Source organism: Actibacterium sp. MT2.3-13A (assembly GCF_018139985.1).
Classification (GTDB): Bacteria; Pseudomonadota; Alphaproteobacteria; order Rhodobacterales; family Rhodobacteraceae; genus JAGSOU01.
Genome location: NZ_JAGSOU010000001.1, coordinates 121,191 through 136,952 on the forward strand (window position 1 = coordinate 121,191; position 15,762 = coordinate 136,952).

The window sequence follows — 15,762 nt, forward strand, 5'->3', positions numbered from 1 at the left end:
GACCGGCCGCGACCTCCGCCTGTCCACAGGTCAAATGCCTGCGAATCCCCGTCTTTTCCGGATCAAGTGGTGAGCCGTGCAGGATTCGAACCTGCGACCCACTGATTAAAAGTCAGTTGCTCTACCAACTGAGCTAACGGCCCACTTGAGGCCCGCTACTTAGAAAAACCCCGCGGGGGGGTCAAGGACATTTTCGCGCTTTTTTCACCCTTCTCTTTATTTGGCCTCTGACGCGGGTTATATGCCCGCCCATGCAGAACAGCGCCCCCCCTTCCGGCCTGCCCTTCATGAAGATGCACGGGCTTGGCAATGACTTCGTGGTGATCGACCAGCGCGGCACGCCCGCGCCGCTGCCGGCTGCGCTGATCGCGGCCATAGCCGACCGGCACCGGGGCGTGGGTTTCGACCAGTTGGCGGTGATCGAATCCGTCGCGGATGCCGATGCGCGGCTGAGTTTCCACAATGCCGATGGCTCTCTCTCGGCGGCCTGCGGCAACGCCACGCGCTGCATCGCGCGCCACCTGATGGAGGAGACCGGCAAGGCGGCGCTGACCCTGGTCACCGAGCGCGGCCGGCTGGCCTGCGAGGATGCGGGCGGCGGCCTGACCCGGGTGAACATGGGACCGCCGCTGCTGGAGTGGCAAGACATTCCGCTGGCGCGCGCGATGGACACGCTGGAACTGCCGATTCCCGGCTCCCCCACCGCGACCGGCATGGGCAACCCGCATTGCACCTTTTTTGTCGAGGATGCCGAGGCGGTGGATCTGGAACGCTTCGGCCCCGCGCATGAGCATCACCCGCTCTTCCCCGAACGCACCAATGTCCAGGTGGCGAGCATGATCGGCCCCGATCATCTGCGGATGCGGGTGTGGGAACGGGGCGTGGGCGTGACGCTGGCCTCCGGCTCGTCCTCCTGCGCCACGGCCGTGGCCGCGGCGCGGCGCGGGCTGACCGGGCGGCGCGTGCGAATCGACCTCGACGGCGGCACGCTGGAGATCGACTGGCGCGAGGACGGCGTCTGGATGACCGGCGCCACCATGCATGTCTTCTCGGGCATCTTCACCGGCCAGTTCCTGGAGACGGCGCAGTGAGCGTTCCCAAGTTCACCACGCTGGGCTGCCGCCTGAACGCCTACGAGACCGAGGCGATGAAGGAGCTCGCGGCAAAACACGGCGTGGAGAACGCCGTCGTGGTGAACACCTGCGCCGTGACCGCCGAGGCCGTGCGCAAGGCCCGCCAGGAGATCCGCAAGCTGCGCCGCGACAACCCCGGCGCCAAGCTGATTGTCACCGGCTGCGCCGCTCAGACCGAGCCCGAGACCTTCTCCGTCATGGAAGAGGTCGATCTGGTCATCGGCAACAGCGAAAAGATGCAGCCTGAGACCTGGGCAGGCCTCGGCCCCGATTTCATCGGTCGGACCGAGAAGGTGCAGGTCGACGACATCATGTCGGTGACCGAGACCGCCGGCCACCTGATCGACGGCTTCGGCACCCGGTCCCGCGCCTATGTCCAGGTGCAGAACGGCTGCGATCACCGCTGCACCTTCTGCATCATCCCCTACGGCCGGGGCAATTCGCGCAGCGTTCCGGCCGGCGTGGTCGTGGACCAGATCAAGCGCCTGGTCGATCGCGGCTACAACGAGGTGGTGCTGACCGGGGTCGATCTGACCTCCTGGGGCGCCGACCTTCCGGCCGCGCCCCGACTGGGCGATCTGGTCATGCGTATCCTGAAACTGGTGCCCGACCTGCCGCGGCTGCGCATCAGCTCCATCGATTCGATCGAGGCGGACGAGGCCCTGATGCAGGCCATCGCGACCGAGCCGCGGCTGATGCCGCATCTGCACCTCAGCCTGCAGGCGGGCGACGACATGATCCTGAAACGGATGAAGCGCCGGCATCTGCGCGACGACGCCATTCGCTTCTGCGAGGAGGCGCGCCGGCTGCGCCCCGACATGACCTTTGGCGCCGACATCATCGCCGGCTTCCCCACCGAGACCGAGGCGATGTTCGAGAACTCGCTGCGGCTGGTCGAGGACTGCGGCCTGACCTGGCTGCATGTCTTTCCCTACTCGCCCCGCCCCGGCACCCCGGCGGCGCGGATGCCGCAGGTGCATGGCGCCGCGATCAAGGAGCGCGCGGCGCGGCTGCGCGCCGCCGGCGCGACGCAGGTCGAAAAACACCTGCGCGCCCAGCACGGGGCGACCTGCAAGGTCTTGATGGAAAACCCACGCATGGGCCGGACCGAGCAGTTCACCGAGGTCGCCTTCGCCGCCGACCGGCCCGAGGGGCAGATCGTGACCGCCACGATCACCGGCCATGCCGACGGCCAGCTGACGGCAGCCTGAGATGCACCCGAACCCCGCCTTCCGGTCCGAGCCGCGCGAACGCAACCTCGCCTTCGCCCGCGACCGGGGCTTCGGCGCGCTTTGCGTAAATGGCGGGGACGGGCCGCTGATCTCGCATGTGCCCTTCCTGCTGTCCGAGGACGGCACGGTGCTGGAGACGCATCTGGTGCGCTCCACGCCGCTGTCGCGCGCGCTGCCCGCGCAGGCAGTGATGGCGGTGACCGGGCCCGACGCCTACATCTCGCCCGACTGGTACGGGATGGAGGACCAGGTGCCGACCTGGAACTACGTCTCGGTGCATCTGCGCGGCCGGCTGGAGCCCCGTCCCGACACCGAGCTGCGCGCCCTGCTGGAGCGACAGTCCGCCCGGTTCGAAGAGCGTCTCCTGCCCAAGCGGCCCTGGACGCTGGACAAGATGCCCGAGGATCTGCTGGCCCGGATGATGCGCGCCATCGTGCCGGTGCGGATGCGGGTAGAGGCGATCGACGGCACCTGGAAACTGGCCCAGAACAAGCCCGCCGCGGCCCGGCTGTCGGCGGCCCGGCAACTCGACGGTTTTGGCCAGGACCCGGAGGCGCGGCTGCTGGCCGCGCTGATGAAGGGCCTCGGCGAAAGCTGAGTGGACAGCGGCCCGCGCCCTGCCTATCGTGGCCCCGAACACAGACGGAGGATTGCGATGCCCCTTCCCGTTGCCCTGGCCCCGATCGCGACGGTGGCGCTGCGGTATGGCGCGGTGGCGCTGGCCGGCTACGCGCTGGCCCGCCGGATCGAGCCCGGCCGCCGCTGCCAGCACGCCGAGGACGCCCATGACCGGCTGGACGAGGGCGTGACCCTGCGCCACGCGGCCGAGCAGGTGAACACCACCGCCCGGTTCCGCCGCATCCTGCGGCTGGGCGAGGCCGGTCCGGGGCTCGAGATCGACGCCAGCGCGCTGGGCCGCCTGCGGGTGCGCCGGGTATGATGAAGCTCTTCCACAACCCCGCCTCGCCCTTCGTCCGCAAGGTCATGGTCGCGCTGATCGAGACCGGCCAACTGGACGACGTGACCCTCATCTCCGTCGCCGGCAGCCCCACGGCCTCCGAACAGATGCCCACGGCGCAGAACCCGCTGGGCAAGGTCCCCACGCTGATTCGCGACAGCGGCCCGGCGATCTATGACAGCCGGGTGATTTGCCGCTTCTTCGACCACCGCGCGGGCGGACGGCTCTATCCCGAAAGCCACCTGTGGGAGACGCTGACGCTGGAGGCGACCGCCGACGGCATGATGGATGCCGCGGTGCTGATGGTCTACGAGGCCCGCTGCCGTCCGGAGGACAAGCGCTCCGAGGAATGGGTCGAAAGCCAGTGGAACAAGGTCTCCCGCGCGCTGGACGCGCTGGAAAGCCGCTGGATGAGCCACCTTTCCGGCCCGCTGGACATGGGCCAGATCGCGGTGGGCTGCGCGCTGGGATACCTCGATTTCCGCCACGACGCGCGCAACTGGCGCAAAGGGCGCGAGGCGCTGGCGGCGTGGTACGAGGATTTCGCCGGGCGGCCCGCGATGCAGGTCACCCAGCCGCGGGCCTGAACCCTCAGAACCTGTAGGACAGGCCGACGTTCAGCGCGTTGGTGATCAGGTCGGTCTTCAGCGTGCCGCCGCCCTTCAGGTCGGCCTCGTTGCTGGAGTAGGTGCCCTTGTATTCGCCGAACAGCGACCAGGTGTCGTTCAGCGCATAGCTCGCGCCCAGCACCAGTTGCACCACCGGGCCGGTGACCTGGTAGCCGTAGGTCTTGTTGCCGCCGACCAGCACATCGACATGCGGAATCGCCAGACCCAGGCCTGCGCCGGCATAGGGCGTCAGGCGGCTGGCCGCGTCGGGCCAGCGGTAGAACACATTGAAGGTGACCAGGTTGTGCCCGTCGGTGAATTCCAGCCGGCTGAAGCCGCTCTTGGCCAGGGTCGCCTTGTCGGCATAGACCTTGGCGTGGTTGACCTCGAAGGCATAGCCGAGATTGGCGCTGCGCCACCAGGTGGCGCGCAGCCCGTAATAGGGCGGCATGTCGAAGGGCTTGCCCTCCCAGCCGGCCTGGAACTTGAACGGCCCGACGCCGGGGGCGGTGCCGCTGACGTCGCTGTGCGGGGCGGACTGGGTGCCGGTGTAGAAGCTCAGCTCGACCTCCGCCGCGGCGGGCAGGGCCGAGAGCAGAACCAGGCTGAGAGCGCGCAGAAAGTGTTTCATGGAAGGCTCCGGGTTGACGAAATGCCACGGGCAGCCGGCCCGCGGGCACGTTGCGCCCCATGCTGGCAAAGCGCACGCGCCGCTGCAACAGCCAACTGGGGTCCATATCGTCACGGGGGGGCAGTATCCCATTGCATTCCGGCATCACTTTCCGCCACCGTGCAATGACTTCTGGACGCTTGAGCTGTTCGCCGCTAAACAACCGCGCGTGAGGCTGCGCATGCGTGGCCGCAATTTCGTTTCAGGCCGGAACCGCCGGCCGAGCAAGGGAGAATTCTCGTGTCCCACGCAGAAGAGCACGAAGGTACCCGCCGGGATTTCCTCTACTATGCCACCGCAGGGGCAGGCGCCGTGACCGCCGGCGCGGCGATCTGGCCGCTGGTGGACCAGATGAACCCGTCGGCAGACGTCCAGGCGCTCAGCTCGATCCGGGTTGACGTGTCGGGGGTCGAGGTCGGCAGCCAGCTGACCGTGAAATGGCTGGGCAAGCCGGTCTTCATCCGCCGCCGCACCGCCGACGAGATCGAGGCCGCCCGCGCGGTCGACCTTGAGCAGCTCATCGACAAGACCTCCGAAAACGCCAACAAGCCGGGATCGGACGCGTCGGACCAGAACCGCACGCTGGACGATGCGGGCGAGTGGCTGGTGATGATCGGCGTGTGCACCCATCTGGGCTGCGTGCCGATCGGCAACGGCGCCGGCGAGTTCGGCGGCTGGTTCTGCCCCTGCCACGGCTCGCATTACGACCAGGCCGGTCGCATCCGCAAAGGCCCGGCACCGGAGAACCTGCATGTTCCGGTCGCCGAATTCGTCGACGAGACGACGATCAAGCTCGGTTAAGGGAGAGACCGATGTCTGGAATTCCGCACGACCATTATGAACCGACGACCGGCGCCGAGAAATGGCTGCACCGCCGCCTTCCGATCGTTGGCCTGATCTATGACACGATCATGATCCCCACCCCCAAGAACCTGAACTGGATGTGGATCTGGGGCATCGTCCTGGCCTTCTGCCTGGGCCTGCAAATCGTTACCGGCATCGTGCTGGCCATGCACTACACGCCGCAGGTCGACCTGGCCTTCGCCTCGGTCGAGCACATCATGCGCAACGTGAACGCCGGCCACATGCTGCGCTACCTGCACGCCAACGGCGCCTCGCTGTTCTTCCTCGCCGTCTACATGCACATCTTCCGCGGCCTCTACTACGGCTCCTACAAGGCCCCGCGCGAGATCACCTGGATCATCGGCATGCTGATCTACCTGTGCATGATGGGCACCGCCTTCATGGGCTACGTCCTGCCCTGGGGGCAGATGTCGTTCTGGGGCGCCACGGTGATCACCGGCCTGTTCGGCGCGATCCCCTTGATCGGCGAGTCGATCCAGACCTGGCTCTTGGGCGGGCCGGCCGTGGACAACGCCACGCTGAACCGCTTCTTCTCGCTGCACTACCTGCTGCCCTTCGTGATCGCGGCGCTGACCGCCGTTCACATCTGGGCCTTCCACACCACGGGCAACAACAACCCCACCGGTGTTGAGGTCCGCCGCGGCTCCAAGGCCGAGGCCGAGAAGGACACCGTGCCGTTCTGGCCCTATTTCGTGATCAAGGACCTGTTCGCGCTGGCCGTGATCCTAGTGGTGTTCTTCGCCATCGTCGGCTTCATGCCCAACTACCTCGGCCATCCCGACAACTATATCGAGGCGAACCCGCTGGCGACGCCTGCGCATATCGTGCCGGAATGGTACTTCCTGCCCTTCTACGCCATCCTGCGGGCCTTCACCGCGGATGTCTGGGTGGTGCAGATCGCCAACTTCATCTCCTTCGGCATCATCGACGCCAAGTTCTTCGGCGTGCTGGCCATGTTCGGCGCGATCGCGGTGATGGCGCTGGCGCCCTGGCTCGACACGTCGTCGGTGCGGTCGGGCCGCTTCCGGCCGATGTTCAAGTGGTGGTTCGCGCTGCTGGTCGTCGACTTCGTGGTGCTGATGTGGGCGGGCGCGATGCCGGCCGGCGGCATCTATTCCACGATTGCGCTGATCGGCTCGGCCTACTGGTTCGCCTACTTCCTGATCCTGCTGCCCCTGCTGGGCGTGATCGAGAAGCCGCTGGCGACGCCGGACAGCATCGAGGATGACTTCAACGCCCATTACGGCAAATCCGGCGCGGCCAACCAGCCGACGCCCGCCGAATGAGAGAAAGGAACGAGACAATGCTTAAGAAGCTCACCCTTTCGGCCGTCGCCGCGCTGACCCTGTCGGCCGGCACGGCACTGGCCGCGGGCAGCGAAGGCCACATCGAAGACGTCCAGTTCTCGTTCGAGGGTCCGTTCGGCAAGTATGACCAGATGCAGCTGCAGCGCGGCCTGCAGGTCTACACCGAGGTCTGCGCGGCCTGCCACGGCATGAAGCAGGTGGCGTTCCGCACCCTGGCGGACGAGGGCGGCCCCGCCCTCCCCGACGACCAGATGCGCGCCTACGCCGAGTTCTACGAGGTGTTCGACGCCGAGCTGGACGACACCCGTCCGGCCAAGCCGACCGACCACTTCCCGCGCTCCAACGACCCCAAGGCGCCGGACCTGAGCATGATGGCCAAGGCCCGCGCGGGCTTCCACGGCCCCTATGGCACGGGTCTGAGCCAGCTCTTCAACGGCATCGGCGGCCCCGAATACATCGTTTCGGTGCTGACCGGCTACACCGGCGAGACCAAGGAGGAGGCCGGCAGCCTCTTCTACGAGAACACCGCCTTCCCCGGCGGCTGGATCGCCATGCCGCCCCCGCTGTCGGACGAGCAGGTCGAGTATGCCGATGGCCACGCCAACGACGTGCATCACATGGCCGAGGACGTGTCCGCCTTCCTGATGTGGGCCGCCGAGCCCAAGATGATGGCGCGCAAGGAGGCCGGCTTCACCGCCGTGATCTTCCTCACCCTGCTGTCGGTGCTGCTGTATCTGACCAACAAGCAGCTGTGGAAGCCGATCAAGGCCGGTGCCCGCAAGGACTGATCCGTCCCGGATCCGAAAATGAAAATGAAAACGCGCCCTTCGGGGCGCGTTTTTCGTTGACCTCACGGCGGGTGCAGAGACCCCGCCGCGTCCAGTCCCGAAAACCCCGCCCCGGCGAGGCGGGTTTCGTGCTAGGCTGTTTCGGTATTGGCAGCCGGCGCGAAAGGGAACCCGATGACCACGATCGCAGTCGTCCAACAGCCCCCGGTCTATCTCGACCTCGAAAAATCCATGCAGCGCGCGATCGCCCTGATCGCCGAGGCCGCCGCGCAGGGCGCCCGGCTCTTGGTCTTTCCCGAAACCTGGCTGCCGGGCTACCCGACCTTCGTCTGGCGGCTGACGCCGGGCGCGGACATGGGCAAGACGGACGAACTTTACCGTCTGTCGCAGGCCAATTCCGTGGATGTCGGCAAGGGCGGTCTGGAACCGCTGCAAGCGGCCGCGCGGGAGCATGACATGGTGCTGGTGGTCGGCTTTCAGGAACGCGACAGCATGGTCAGCGGCAGCACACTGTTCAACAGCTGCGCCATCATCGACGCCGACGGGCGCGTGGCGAACCTGCACCGCAAGCTGATGCCAACCAATCCCGAGCGCATGGTCTGGGGCTTCGGCGACGGCAGCGGGCTGAACGTCGTCGACACCGCCATCGGGCGTGTCGGCGCCCTCATCTGCTGGGAAAACTACATGCCTCTGGCGCGTTACGCCCTCTACGCCCAGGACATTGACATCTACGTCGCGCCCACCTGGGACAGCGGCGCGAGCTGGCTGGCCACGATGCAGCATATCGCGCGCGAGGGCGGCTGCTGGGTGATCGGCTGCGCGACCGCGCTCCAAGCCTCCGACATTCCCGACACCATCCCCTTCCGGGACGCGCTTTTCCCCGACGCGGAGGAATGGGTGAACCCGGGCGACGCGGTGGTCTACAAGCCCTTCGGGGGCGTGGCCGCGGGGCCCATGCACAAGGAAAAGGGCCTGCTGCTGACCGAGATCGACGTGGCCGCCGCCGCCGCTTCGCGGCGCAAGTTCGACGCCTCCGGCCATTACGCCCGGCCCGACGTGTTCACCCTGACCGTGAACCGGCGGAAACAGGTTCCCGTGGCCTTCGAGTAAGCGGCGGCCTCAGCCCAGATAAGCGCGCAGCGCCTCGGGCGGGTCGGAGAACAGCTCACCCGTCTCCACCGGCGCGTGCACCTGCCCCTCGGCCACCAGCACGGTCTGGTCGCCGATCATCACCGCGTCGCCCGGGTCGTGGGTGACCATCAGCAGGGTCGCCCCGGTCTCGACCGCCAGTTCGCGCACCAGCGCCAGCATCTCGGCCTTCAGGGCCGGGCCGAGCGCCGAGAACGGCTCGTCCAGCAGCATCAGGGGCCGGTCGCGCAGCAACACGCGGGCCAGCGCCACCCGGCTGCGCTGCCCGCCCGACAGCGCGCCTGGCTTGCGCGCGCCGAACCCCGCCAGCCCGACATGATCGAGGCAGGCCTCGACCGCCTGCCATTCAGCCTTGGACAGCCGCAGGTTGGGGCGCAGGCCCAGCGCCACGTTCTGCGCCGCGCTCAGGTGCGGAAACAGGTTGTTGTCCTGAAACAGCATCGAGACCGGCCGCTCGCCCGGCGCCAGCGGGCCGAGGTCCCTCCCCTGAAAGATCACCCGCCCCGATTTCGGCGGCAGGAAGCCGGCGATCGCATCCAACAGCGTCGATTTCCCGGCTCCCGAGGGCCCGATCACCGCCACCCGCGCCCCCGGCGCGATGGACAGATCGGCGCGCAGTTCGAAGCCCTCGTGCCCGATCACCAGTTTCTCAAGTATCAGCACGCAGGCGTCCCCCTCGGTCGAACAGCCAGAACAGGCCCAGGCTCAGCCCCAGCAGCAGAAGCGCGGCGCCGGCCGCCTGCTCCATCCGGTAGGCCGACATCAGGCGATAGAGTTGCAGCGGCAGCGTCGCCTCCTGCGGATCTGCAAACAGCGCGATCACGCCGAGATCCCCCATCGACAGCGCCGCCGCCAGCCCCAGGGCGAAGCCCAGCGGCCGGCGCAGGCGGGGCAGCAGCAGCAGCCGCACCCGCACCCAGCCACGCATGTCCAGCGAATCGGCCAGCCGGCCATAGGCGCCCTCGATGTCGCGCAGCGCCGGGATCAGGGCGCGAAGCGCGAAGGGCAGGCTCATCACCGCGTTGACCAGCGCAGTCACCGGCAGTGCCAGCGCCTGCGGGTCGGCGATGGGAAAGATCAGGATGAACAGCCCGGTGCCGATCACCAGCGACGAGGCGGCGATGGCCAGCGCGCCCACGCCCTCCAGCAGGTTCGAGGCCAGCCCGTGGCCCAGCCGCACCACCGCCAGCGCCATGGGCAGTGCCAGGCACAGCATCAGCAGGGCCGATCCCAGCGACACCAGCACCGAGCGCAGCGCCGCCTGCAACACCGACACCGGCAGGTCGGCCAGCCCGCGCAGCCCGCCCAGCACCACCATGCCCAGCGGCGTCAGCAGGAACAGCGCCACCGCCAGCAGCCACAGCGCGTCCTGCGCCCTCAGCGCGGCACCGCGCGCGTCCCAGCGCTCGACCAGCCGGTCGAGCCCCGCGCCGGTCATCGCCGGCACCGCGACCCACAGCGCCAGCCCCGCCGCCACCGCCGACATGGCGAATTGCACGGTGGACAGAAGCGCGGCGCGCGACAGGTCGAACTCGAAGCGGAAGGCCTGGTAGATCGCCAGTTCCACCGTCGTGGCCCGGGGCCCGCCGCCCAGCGTCAGCGCCACCGCGAAACTGGTGGTGCAGATGACGAAGATCACCACGAAGGCGCCGGGCAGCACCGCGCGCAGCATCGGCCGCTCCAACACCCGCGCGATGTCGCCGGGCGCGAAGCCCAGCGAGGCCGCGAGACGGAACCGCTCCGCCGGGATCGACAGCCAGCCCTGAAGGATCAGCCTCGTGGCCAGCGGCAGATTGAAGAACACATGCGCCAGAACCACGCCGGTCAGTCCGTAGATGTTCAGCGGATCGAACCCGGCCCAGACCAGCGCGTCGCTGACCAGCCCGCTGCGGCCGAACACGGCCAGCAGCCCCAGCACCGCCACGATCACCGGCAGGATGAAGGGCGCGCCCAGCAGCGTGATCAGCAGCCCCCGCCCCGGAAACCGCCGCCGCGCCAGCGCGCGCGCGACCGGCACCGCCAGCGCCACCGACAGCGCCGCCGACAGCAGGGCCTGCATCGCGGTGAACCGGACCGCCGCCCAATCGGCCGGGCCCAGCGCCGAAAGCGTCTCGGCCCGCCAGAACACCGCCGCCAGCGTGCCCAGCGTCAGCGCGAGGACCAGGGCAGCCACCGCCACCCCGGCCCAGATCACGGAGCTTACTGGCTGAGCGCGGCGCGCCATTCCTCGAGCGCCTCCTGTCTGATTTTCGCGGCCTCCCCCGCGGCATAGATCAGGGCCTTTTCGGGCGCAATCAGGGTTTCGAACCCCTCCGGCAGCCCGCCCGCGGGCGTGCGCGCGGGATACATCCAGTTGGTGGTCGGGATGATCGACTGGAAATCGTCGGAGACCATGAAATCGAGGAACTCCTTCGCCAGCTCCAGCTCGTCGGAGGAGGCGATGGCGCCCCCCACCTCGATCTGCATGTAGTGCCCCTCGTCGAAGGGGGCGGCGGCCTTGCTGTCGTCCTGCTCGGCGATCAGGTGATAGGCGGGCGAGGTGGTGTAGGACAGCACCATGTCGGCCTCGCCCTCCAGGAACATGCCATAGGCTTCGGACCAGCCCTTGGTCACGGTCAGCACATGCGGCGCGAGACCTTCCCAGATCTCCGGCGCGCGGTCGCCATAGGCGGCCTTCACCCACAACAGCAGCCCCAGCCCCGGCGTCGAGGAACGCGGGTCCTCGATCACGATCTTCAGGTCGTCGGGGGCGGCGGCCAGCGCCTCGAAACTGGTGGGCGGCTCGGGCAGCTTCGCCTTGTCGTAAACGAAGGCGAAATAGCCCCAGTCATAGGGCAGGAACATCGGGTCCTCCCATTCCACCGGCATGTCGAAACTCAGTTCGTTGCGGTCGTGCAGCGCGAACAGCCCGGTCTCGGCGGCCAGCGCGGTGAGGTTGGTGTCGAGCCCCAGCACCACGTCGGCCTCGGTGCGCACGCCCTCCAGCCGCAGCCGGCCCAGTAGCGACGCGCCGTCGCCCGCGCCCACGAATTTCACGTCGCAGCCGCAGCGTTCCTCGAAGGCCTTTTCGACCTGCGGGCCCGGCCCCCAGTCGGAGATGAAACTGTCATAGGTATAGACGGTGAGCACGGGCGTCTCGGCCAGCGCCGAAGTGGCAAGCAAGGCTCCCGCAGCGATGATCGGATATTTCATGGGGCATCCTCCATACACGACGGGCGGGGTCAGGGCGTGGGATCCGTCCACTCGCGGGGGCTGTCCGTCAACCTTCCCTCCGCCGGTCTTAACCGGGTCAGGTTCAACGGGTTCGCGCGGCGCGTCTCAGCCCTTGCGGGCACCCCGAGGTGCCCCGGAGCCTAGTGCAGCGGCGACGCCGGAGCAAGGGAATGGCGCATTTGCCGCCGCGCCCCCTTGTGAAAACGCCACCAAGCCCCTATTCACATCAGAAATCATGAATGTGAAAGGCCCCTTTGATGCGCCTGACTGCCCTCAAGCCCTTTGCCCGCTATCTGCCCATCCTCGACTGGGGCAGCCGCTATAACAAGGACACGCTGACCAACGACGTGGTGGCGGCGGTGATCGTAACGATCATGCTGATCCCGCAATCGCTGGCCTATGCGCTGCTGGCGGGGCTGCCGGCCGAGATGGGGCTCTACGCCTCGATCCTGCCGCTGGTGGCCTACGCCGTCTTCGGCACCTCGCGGGCGCTGGCCGTGGGTCCGGTGGCGGTGGTCTCGCTGATGACGGCGGCGGCGGTGGGCAACCTGGCGCTCCAGGGCACGGCGGAATACGCGGCGGCGGCCATCGTTCTGGCCTTCCTGTCCGGCCTGGTGCTGCTGGTGATGGGGGTGTTCCGGCTGGGCTTTCTGGCGAATTTCCTGTCGCATCCGGTGATCGCGGGCTTCATCACCGCCTCCGGCATCATCATCGCCACCAGCCAGCTCAAGCACATCCTGGGGATCAAGGCGTCGGGCCACAACCTGACGGAGCTGCTGCATTCGATCTTCGCCCATCTGGGCGAGGTGAATTTCTGGACGCTGTTCATCGGCGTCACGGCCACCGCGTTCCTGTTCTGGGTGCGCAAGGGGCTGAAGCCGCTGCTGCTGAAAAAGGGCGTCAAGCCACGGCTTGCCGACATCCTGGCCAAGGCCGGGCCGGTGGCCGCCGTGGTGGTGACCACCCTCTTCACCTGGGCGCTGGGGCTGGCGGACAAGGGCGTGGCCATCGTCGGCGAGGTGCCGCAGGGCCTGCCGCCCCTGACCATCCCGGATTTCGACATGGATGTATGGTCCAGCCTGCTGGGCTCGGCGGGGCTGATCTCGATCATCGGCTTCGTCGAATCGGTGTCGGTGGCACAGACGCTGGCCGCGAAGAAGCGCCAGCGCATCACCCCCGACCAGGAGCTGATCGGCCTCGGCGCCTCCAACATCGCGGCCTCGATCTCGGGCGGCTATCCGGTTACCGGGGGCTTCGCCCGCTCGGTGGTGAATTTCGACGCCGGCGCCGAGACGCCCGCCGCCGGCGCCTTCACCGCCATCGGCATCGCGTTGGCGGCGCTCGCGCTGACGCCGCTGCTGTTCTTCCTGCCCAAGGCGACGCTGGCGGCCACGATCATCGTCGCGGTGCTCAGCCTCGTGGATTTCTCGATCCTGAAAACCACCTGGACCTATAACAAGGCCGATTTCGCCGCCGTCGCCGCCACCATCCTGCTGACCCTGGGCTTCGGGGTGGAGCTGGGCGTGTCGGCGGGCGTGGCGCTGTCGATCGGACTCTACCTCTTCCGCAGCTCGCGCCCGCATATCGCCGAGGTGGGCCTGGTGCCGGGGACCGAGCATTTCCGTAACATCAACCGCCACAAGGTCGAGACCCATCCCGAGATCCTGACCATCCGGGTGGACGAGAGCCTCTATTTCGCCAACGCCCGCTACCTGGAGGATTACCTCTATGACCGGGTGGTGCGCGACCGGGATCTCAAGCATGTGATCCTGATGTGCTCGGCGGTGAACGACATCGACACCTCGGCGCTGGAATCGCTGGAGGCGATCGACCACCGCTTCCGCGACATGGGGCTGAAGCTGCACCTTTCCGAGGTGAAGGGGCCGGTGATGGACAAGCTCAGCCGCACGCATTTCCTGCATGAGCTGACCGGAAAGGTGTTCCTGTCACAATACGAGGCGGTCCGGGACCTGTCGGGCGGCGCCGATCGCGCGGGCAAGCCGGCCTGAGCGCCGCAGCGGCATAATGCCGCGCGATCGCGTCGCGCCCGGGCGTTCGGGGGGAAACCCTTTGACCTTGTGCCGAAGCGCCCTATGGTCCCGCCCAGCCGAATTCAAGCTAGGGAGAGACCAATGAAGTTCCATCTTGCACTGGCCGCCGGCCTGCTGGCCGCTGCCCCGGTGTTCGCCGACAGCCACGGCGGCGGAGAGATGTCCGAGGCGGGCGACGTCGCCAAGGGCGAAAAGACGTTCAAGCGCTGCGTGGCCTGCCACAGCGTGATCAACGATGCGGGCGAAACCCTGGCCGGGCGCGGCGCAAAGACCGGCCCGAACCTTTATGGCGTGGCCGGCCGTGCCGCCGGCTCGGAGGAGGGCTTCCGCTACTCCAAGGCGCTCCAGACCGCGGGCGAGGCCGGCCTGGTCTGGACCGCTGAGAATTTCGCGGAATTCGTCCAGGACCCCTCGGGCTTCCTGAGCGAGGAACTCGGCGACAGCGGCGCGCGCAGCGCCATGTCGTTCAAGGTCCGCAAGGAGGAAGAGGCGCAGGACCTCTACGCCTACCTGGCCAGCCTGGCCCAGTAAGCCGCGACGCGACGCGACGCGAATTCAGGGGCCGCCGGAGCGTTTTCCGGCGGCCCTTTTTCGTGCCCGTCTTGCCGCGGGCCGCCCGGACGGCTATCCCAAGGCGCAAAGGAGCCCGCCCATGAGCCTGAACACCTTCGGTCACCTGTTCCGCGTCACCACCTGGGGCGAAAGCCACGGCCCCGCGCTGGGCGCCACCGTGGACGGCTGCCCGCCCGGCGTCGCGCTGGACGAGGCGATGCTCCAGCGCTGGCTGGACAAGCGCAAGCCGGGGCAGAACAAATACACCACCCAGCGGCGCGAGCCCGACGCGGTGAAGATCCTGTCCGGCGTGTTCGAGGGGCAGTCGACCGGCACGCCGATCCAGCTGATGATCGAGAACACCGACCAGCGCTCCAAGGATTACGGCGACATCGCCGAGAAATTCCGCCCCGGCCATGCCGACATCACCTATTGGCTGAAATACGGCATCCGCGACTACCGCGGCGGCGGGCGCTCCTCGGCGCGCGAGACGGCGGCGCGGGTGGCGGCGGGCGGTGTCGCGCGCGCGGCGCTGGAAAGCCTGGTACCGGGGATCGAGATCAAGGGCTACATGGTGCGGATGGGCGAGCATGCCATCGACCGCGGCCGCTTCGACTGGGACGAGATCGACCGCAACCCGTTCTGGACCCCCGACGCGCAGGCGGCCGGGATCTGGGCGGAATATCTCGACGGGCTGCGCAAGGCCGGAAGCTCGGTCGGGGCGGTGGTCGAGGTGGTGGCGCGCGGCGTGCCCGCGGGGCTGGGAGCGCCGATCTACGGCAAGCTCGACACCGATCTGGCGGCGGCGATGATGAGCATCAACGCCGTGAAGGGCGTGGAGATCGGCGAGGGCATGGCCGCCGCCAGCCTGACCGGCGAGGCCAATGCCGACGAGATCTTCATGGGGCCGGAGGGGCCGGAATTCAGCTCCAACCACGCCGGCGGCATCCTCGGCGGGATTTCCACCGGACAGGAGGTGGTGGTGCGCTTCGCGGTGAAGCCGACATCCTCGATCCTGACGCCGCGGCGCACGATCACGAGGTCGGGACAGCCCGCCGAGATCGTGACCAAGGGCCGCCATGACCCTTGCGTCGGCATCCGCGCCGTGCCGGTGGGCGAGGCGATGATGGCCTGCGTCCTGCTCGATCATGTGCTGCTGCACCGCGGCCAGGTGGGCGAGAACCGCGGCAAGATCGGCTGAGCCGCGCGCGGGCATTTCCCGCCTGCGGCGGGAGGC

16 protein-coding genes, 1 tRNA gene and 1 riboswitch are annotated in these 15,762 nt (G+C 68.1%); of the genes, 12 read left to right on the forward strand and 5 right to left on the reverse strand.

The annotated features are described in order from the left end of the window. Nucleotides 1-67: 67 nt before the first annotated feature. Nucleotides 68-143 (reverse strand) — tRNA-Lys (locus tag KCI33_RS00600). Between the two features lie 108 nt (nt 144-251). Here KCI33_RS00600 and dapF point away from each other — a divergent pair. From dapF to KCI33_RS00625, 5 genes are read left to right on the forward strand one after another with little or no spacing between them, the layout of a single operon-like run. Next, nucleotides 252-1,091: a diaminopimelate epimerase gene (dapF, locus tag KCI33_RS00605; protein ID WP_212522804.1), complete on the forward strand. Its 840-nt coding sequence runs from the start codon at nt 252-254 to the stop codon at nt 1,089-1,091. Then, entirely contained in the window at nt 1,088-2,344 is a 1,257-nt protein-coding gene (gene mtaB / locus KCI33_RS00610; protein WP_212522805.1) for a tRNA (N(6)-L-threonylcarbamoyladenosine(37)-C(2))-methylthiotransferase MtaB, read from the forward strand. Before dapF ends, mtaB begins: the two co-directional genes overlap by 4 nt. A 1-nt stretch (nt 2,345) precedes the next feature. Then, nucleotides 2,346-2,963 (forward strand): FMN-binding negative transcriptional regulator, encoded by a 618-nt coding sequence (locus KCI33_RS00615; RefSeq protein WP_212522806.1) that lies wholly within the window; start codon nt 2,346-2,348, stop codon nt 2,961-2,963. A gap of 57 nt (nt 2,964-3,020) precedes the next feature. Next, a complete protein-coding gene (locus KCI33_RS00620; protein ID WP_212522807.1) occupies nt 3,021-3,305 on the forward strand; it encodes a hypothetical protein in 285 nt (94 codons plus the stop codon). Continuing rightward, nucleotides 3,305-3,910, forward strand: coding sequence for a glutathione S-transferase (locus tag KCI33_RS00625; RefSeq protein WP_212523077.1), 606 nt, complete (start codon nt 3,305-3,307; stop codon nt 3,908-3,910). Before KCI33_RS00620 ends, KCI33_RS00625 begins: the two co-directional genes overlap by 1 nt. A 4-nt stretch (nt 3,911-3,914) precedes the next feature. Here KCI33_RS00625 and KCI33_RS00630 read toward each other — a convergent pair whose 3' ends face one another. Next, a complete protein-coding gene (locus KCI33_RS00630) occupies nt 3,915-4,562 on the reverse strand; it encodes an outer membrane beta-barrel protein (protein ID WP_212522808.1) in 648 nt (215 codons plus the stop codon). A gap of 279 nt (nt 4,563-4,841) precedes the next feature. Here KCI33_RS00630 and petA point away from each other — a divergent pair, with 279 nt between their 5' ends. From petA to KCI33_RS00650, 4 genes are all read left to right on the forward strand, one after another. Further along, nucleotides 4,842-5,402 carry a ubiquinol-cytochrome c reductase iron-sulfur subunit gene (petA, locus tag KCI33_RS00635; RefSeq protein WP_212522809.1) on the forward strand — a complete coding sequence of 187 codons (561 nt, stop codon included), beginning with the start codon at nt 4,842-4,844 and terminating at the stop codon, nt 5,400-5,402. Nucleotides 5,403-5,413: 11 nt separating this feature from the next. Beyond that, a complete protein-coding gene (petB, locus tag KCI33_RS00640; RefSeq protein ID WP_212522810.1) occupies nt 5,414-6,751 on the forward strand; it encodes a cytochrome b in 1,338 nt (445 codons plus the stop codon). 17 nt (nt 6,752-6,768) lie between these two features. Continuing rightward, on the forward strand, nt 6,769-7,560 hold the full coding sequence (locus KCI33_RS00645) for a cytochrome c1 (RefSeq protein WP_212522811.1): 792 nt from the start codon (nt 6,769-6,771) through the stop codon (nt 7,558-7,560). A 174-nt stretch (nt 7,561-7,734) separates the two neighbouring features. Beyond that, nucleotides 7,735-8,670: a carbon-nitrogen hydrolase family protein gene (locus tag KCI33_RS00650; protein WP_212522812.1), complete on the forward strand. Its 936-nt coding sequence runs from the start codon at nt 7,735-7,737 to the stop codon at nt 8,668-8,670. A gap of 9 nt (nt 8,671-8,679) precedes the next feature. On the opposite strand, the gene thiQ is transcribed toward KCI33_RS00650, so the two are convergent. Genes thiQ through thiB form a run of 3 tightly spaced genes read right to left on the reverse strand, consistent with a single transcriptional unit; the run spans nt 8,680 to nt 11,901 of the window. After that, a complete protein-coding gene (gene thiQ, locus KCI33_RS00655) occupies nt 8,680-9,372 on the reverse strand; it encodes a thiamine ABC transporter ATP-binding protein (RefSeq protein ID WP_212522813.1) in 693 nt (230 codons plus the stop codon). Next, a complete protein-coding gene (locus KCI33_RS00660) occupies nt 9,359-10,933 on the reverse strand; it encodes a thiamine/thiamine pyrophosphate ABC transporter permease ThiP (RefSeq protein WP_212522814.1) in 1,575 nt (524 codons plus the stop codon). The genes thiQ and KCI33_RS00660 overlap by 14 nt, the downstream gene beginning before the upstream one ends. Next, complete coding sequence (gene thiB, locus KCI33_RS00665; protein WP_212522815.1) at nt 10,909-11,901, reverse strand: thiamine ABC transporter substrate binding subunit; 993 nt, start codon at nt 11,899-11,901, stop codon at nt 10,909-10,911. The genes KCI33_RS00660 and thiB overlap by 25 nt, the downstream gene beginning before the upstream one ends. 57 nt (nt 11,902-11,958) lie before the next feature. After that, nucleotides 11,959-12,058: riboswitch (TPP riboswitch) on the reverse strand. A 121-nt stretch (nt 12,059-12,179) separates the two neighbouring features. Here thiB and sulP point away from each other — a divergent pair. The 3 genes from sulP (at nt 12,180) to aroC (ending at nt 15,726) form a co-directional block, all read left to right on the forward strand. Then, nucleotides 12,180-13,931, forward strand: coding sequence for a sulfate permease (gene sulP / locus KCI33_RS00670; protein ID WP_212522816.1), 1,752 nt, complete (start codon nt 12,180-12,182; stop codon nt 13,929-13,931). A 123-nt stretch (nt 13,932-14,054) separates the two neighbouring features. Continuing rightward, a complete protein-coding gene (locus tag KCI33_RS00675) occupies nt 14,055-14,504 on the forward strand; it encodes a c-type cytochrome (protein ID WP_212522817.1) in 450 nt (149 codons plus the stop codon). Nucleotides 14,505-14,625: 121 nt separating this feature from the next. Continuing rightward, nucleotides 14,626-15,726 carry a chorismate synthase gene (gene aroC, locus KCI33_RS00680; RefSeq protein WP_212522818.1) on the forward strand — a complete coding sequence of 367 codons (1,101 nt, stop codon included), beginning with the start codon at nt 14,626-14,628 and terminating at the stop codon, nt 15,724-15,726. Nucleotides 15,727-15,762: the final 36 nt, after the last annotated feature.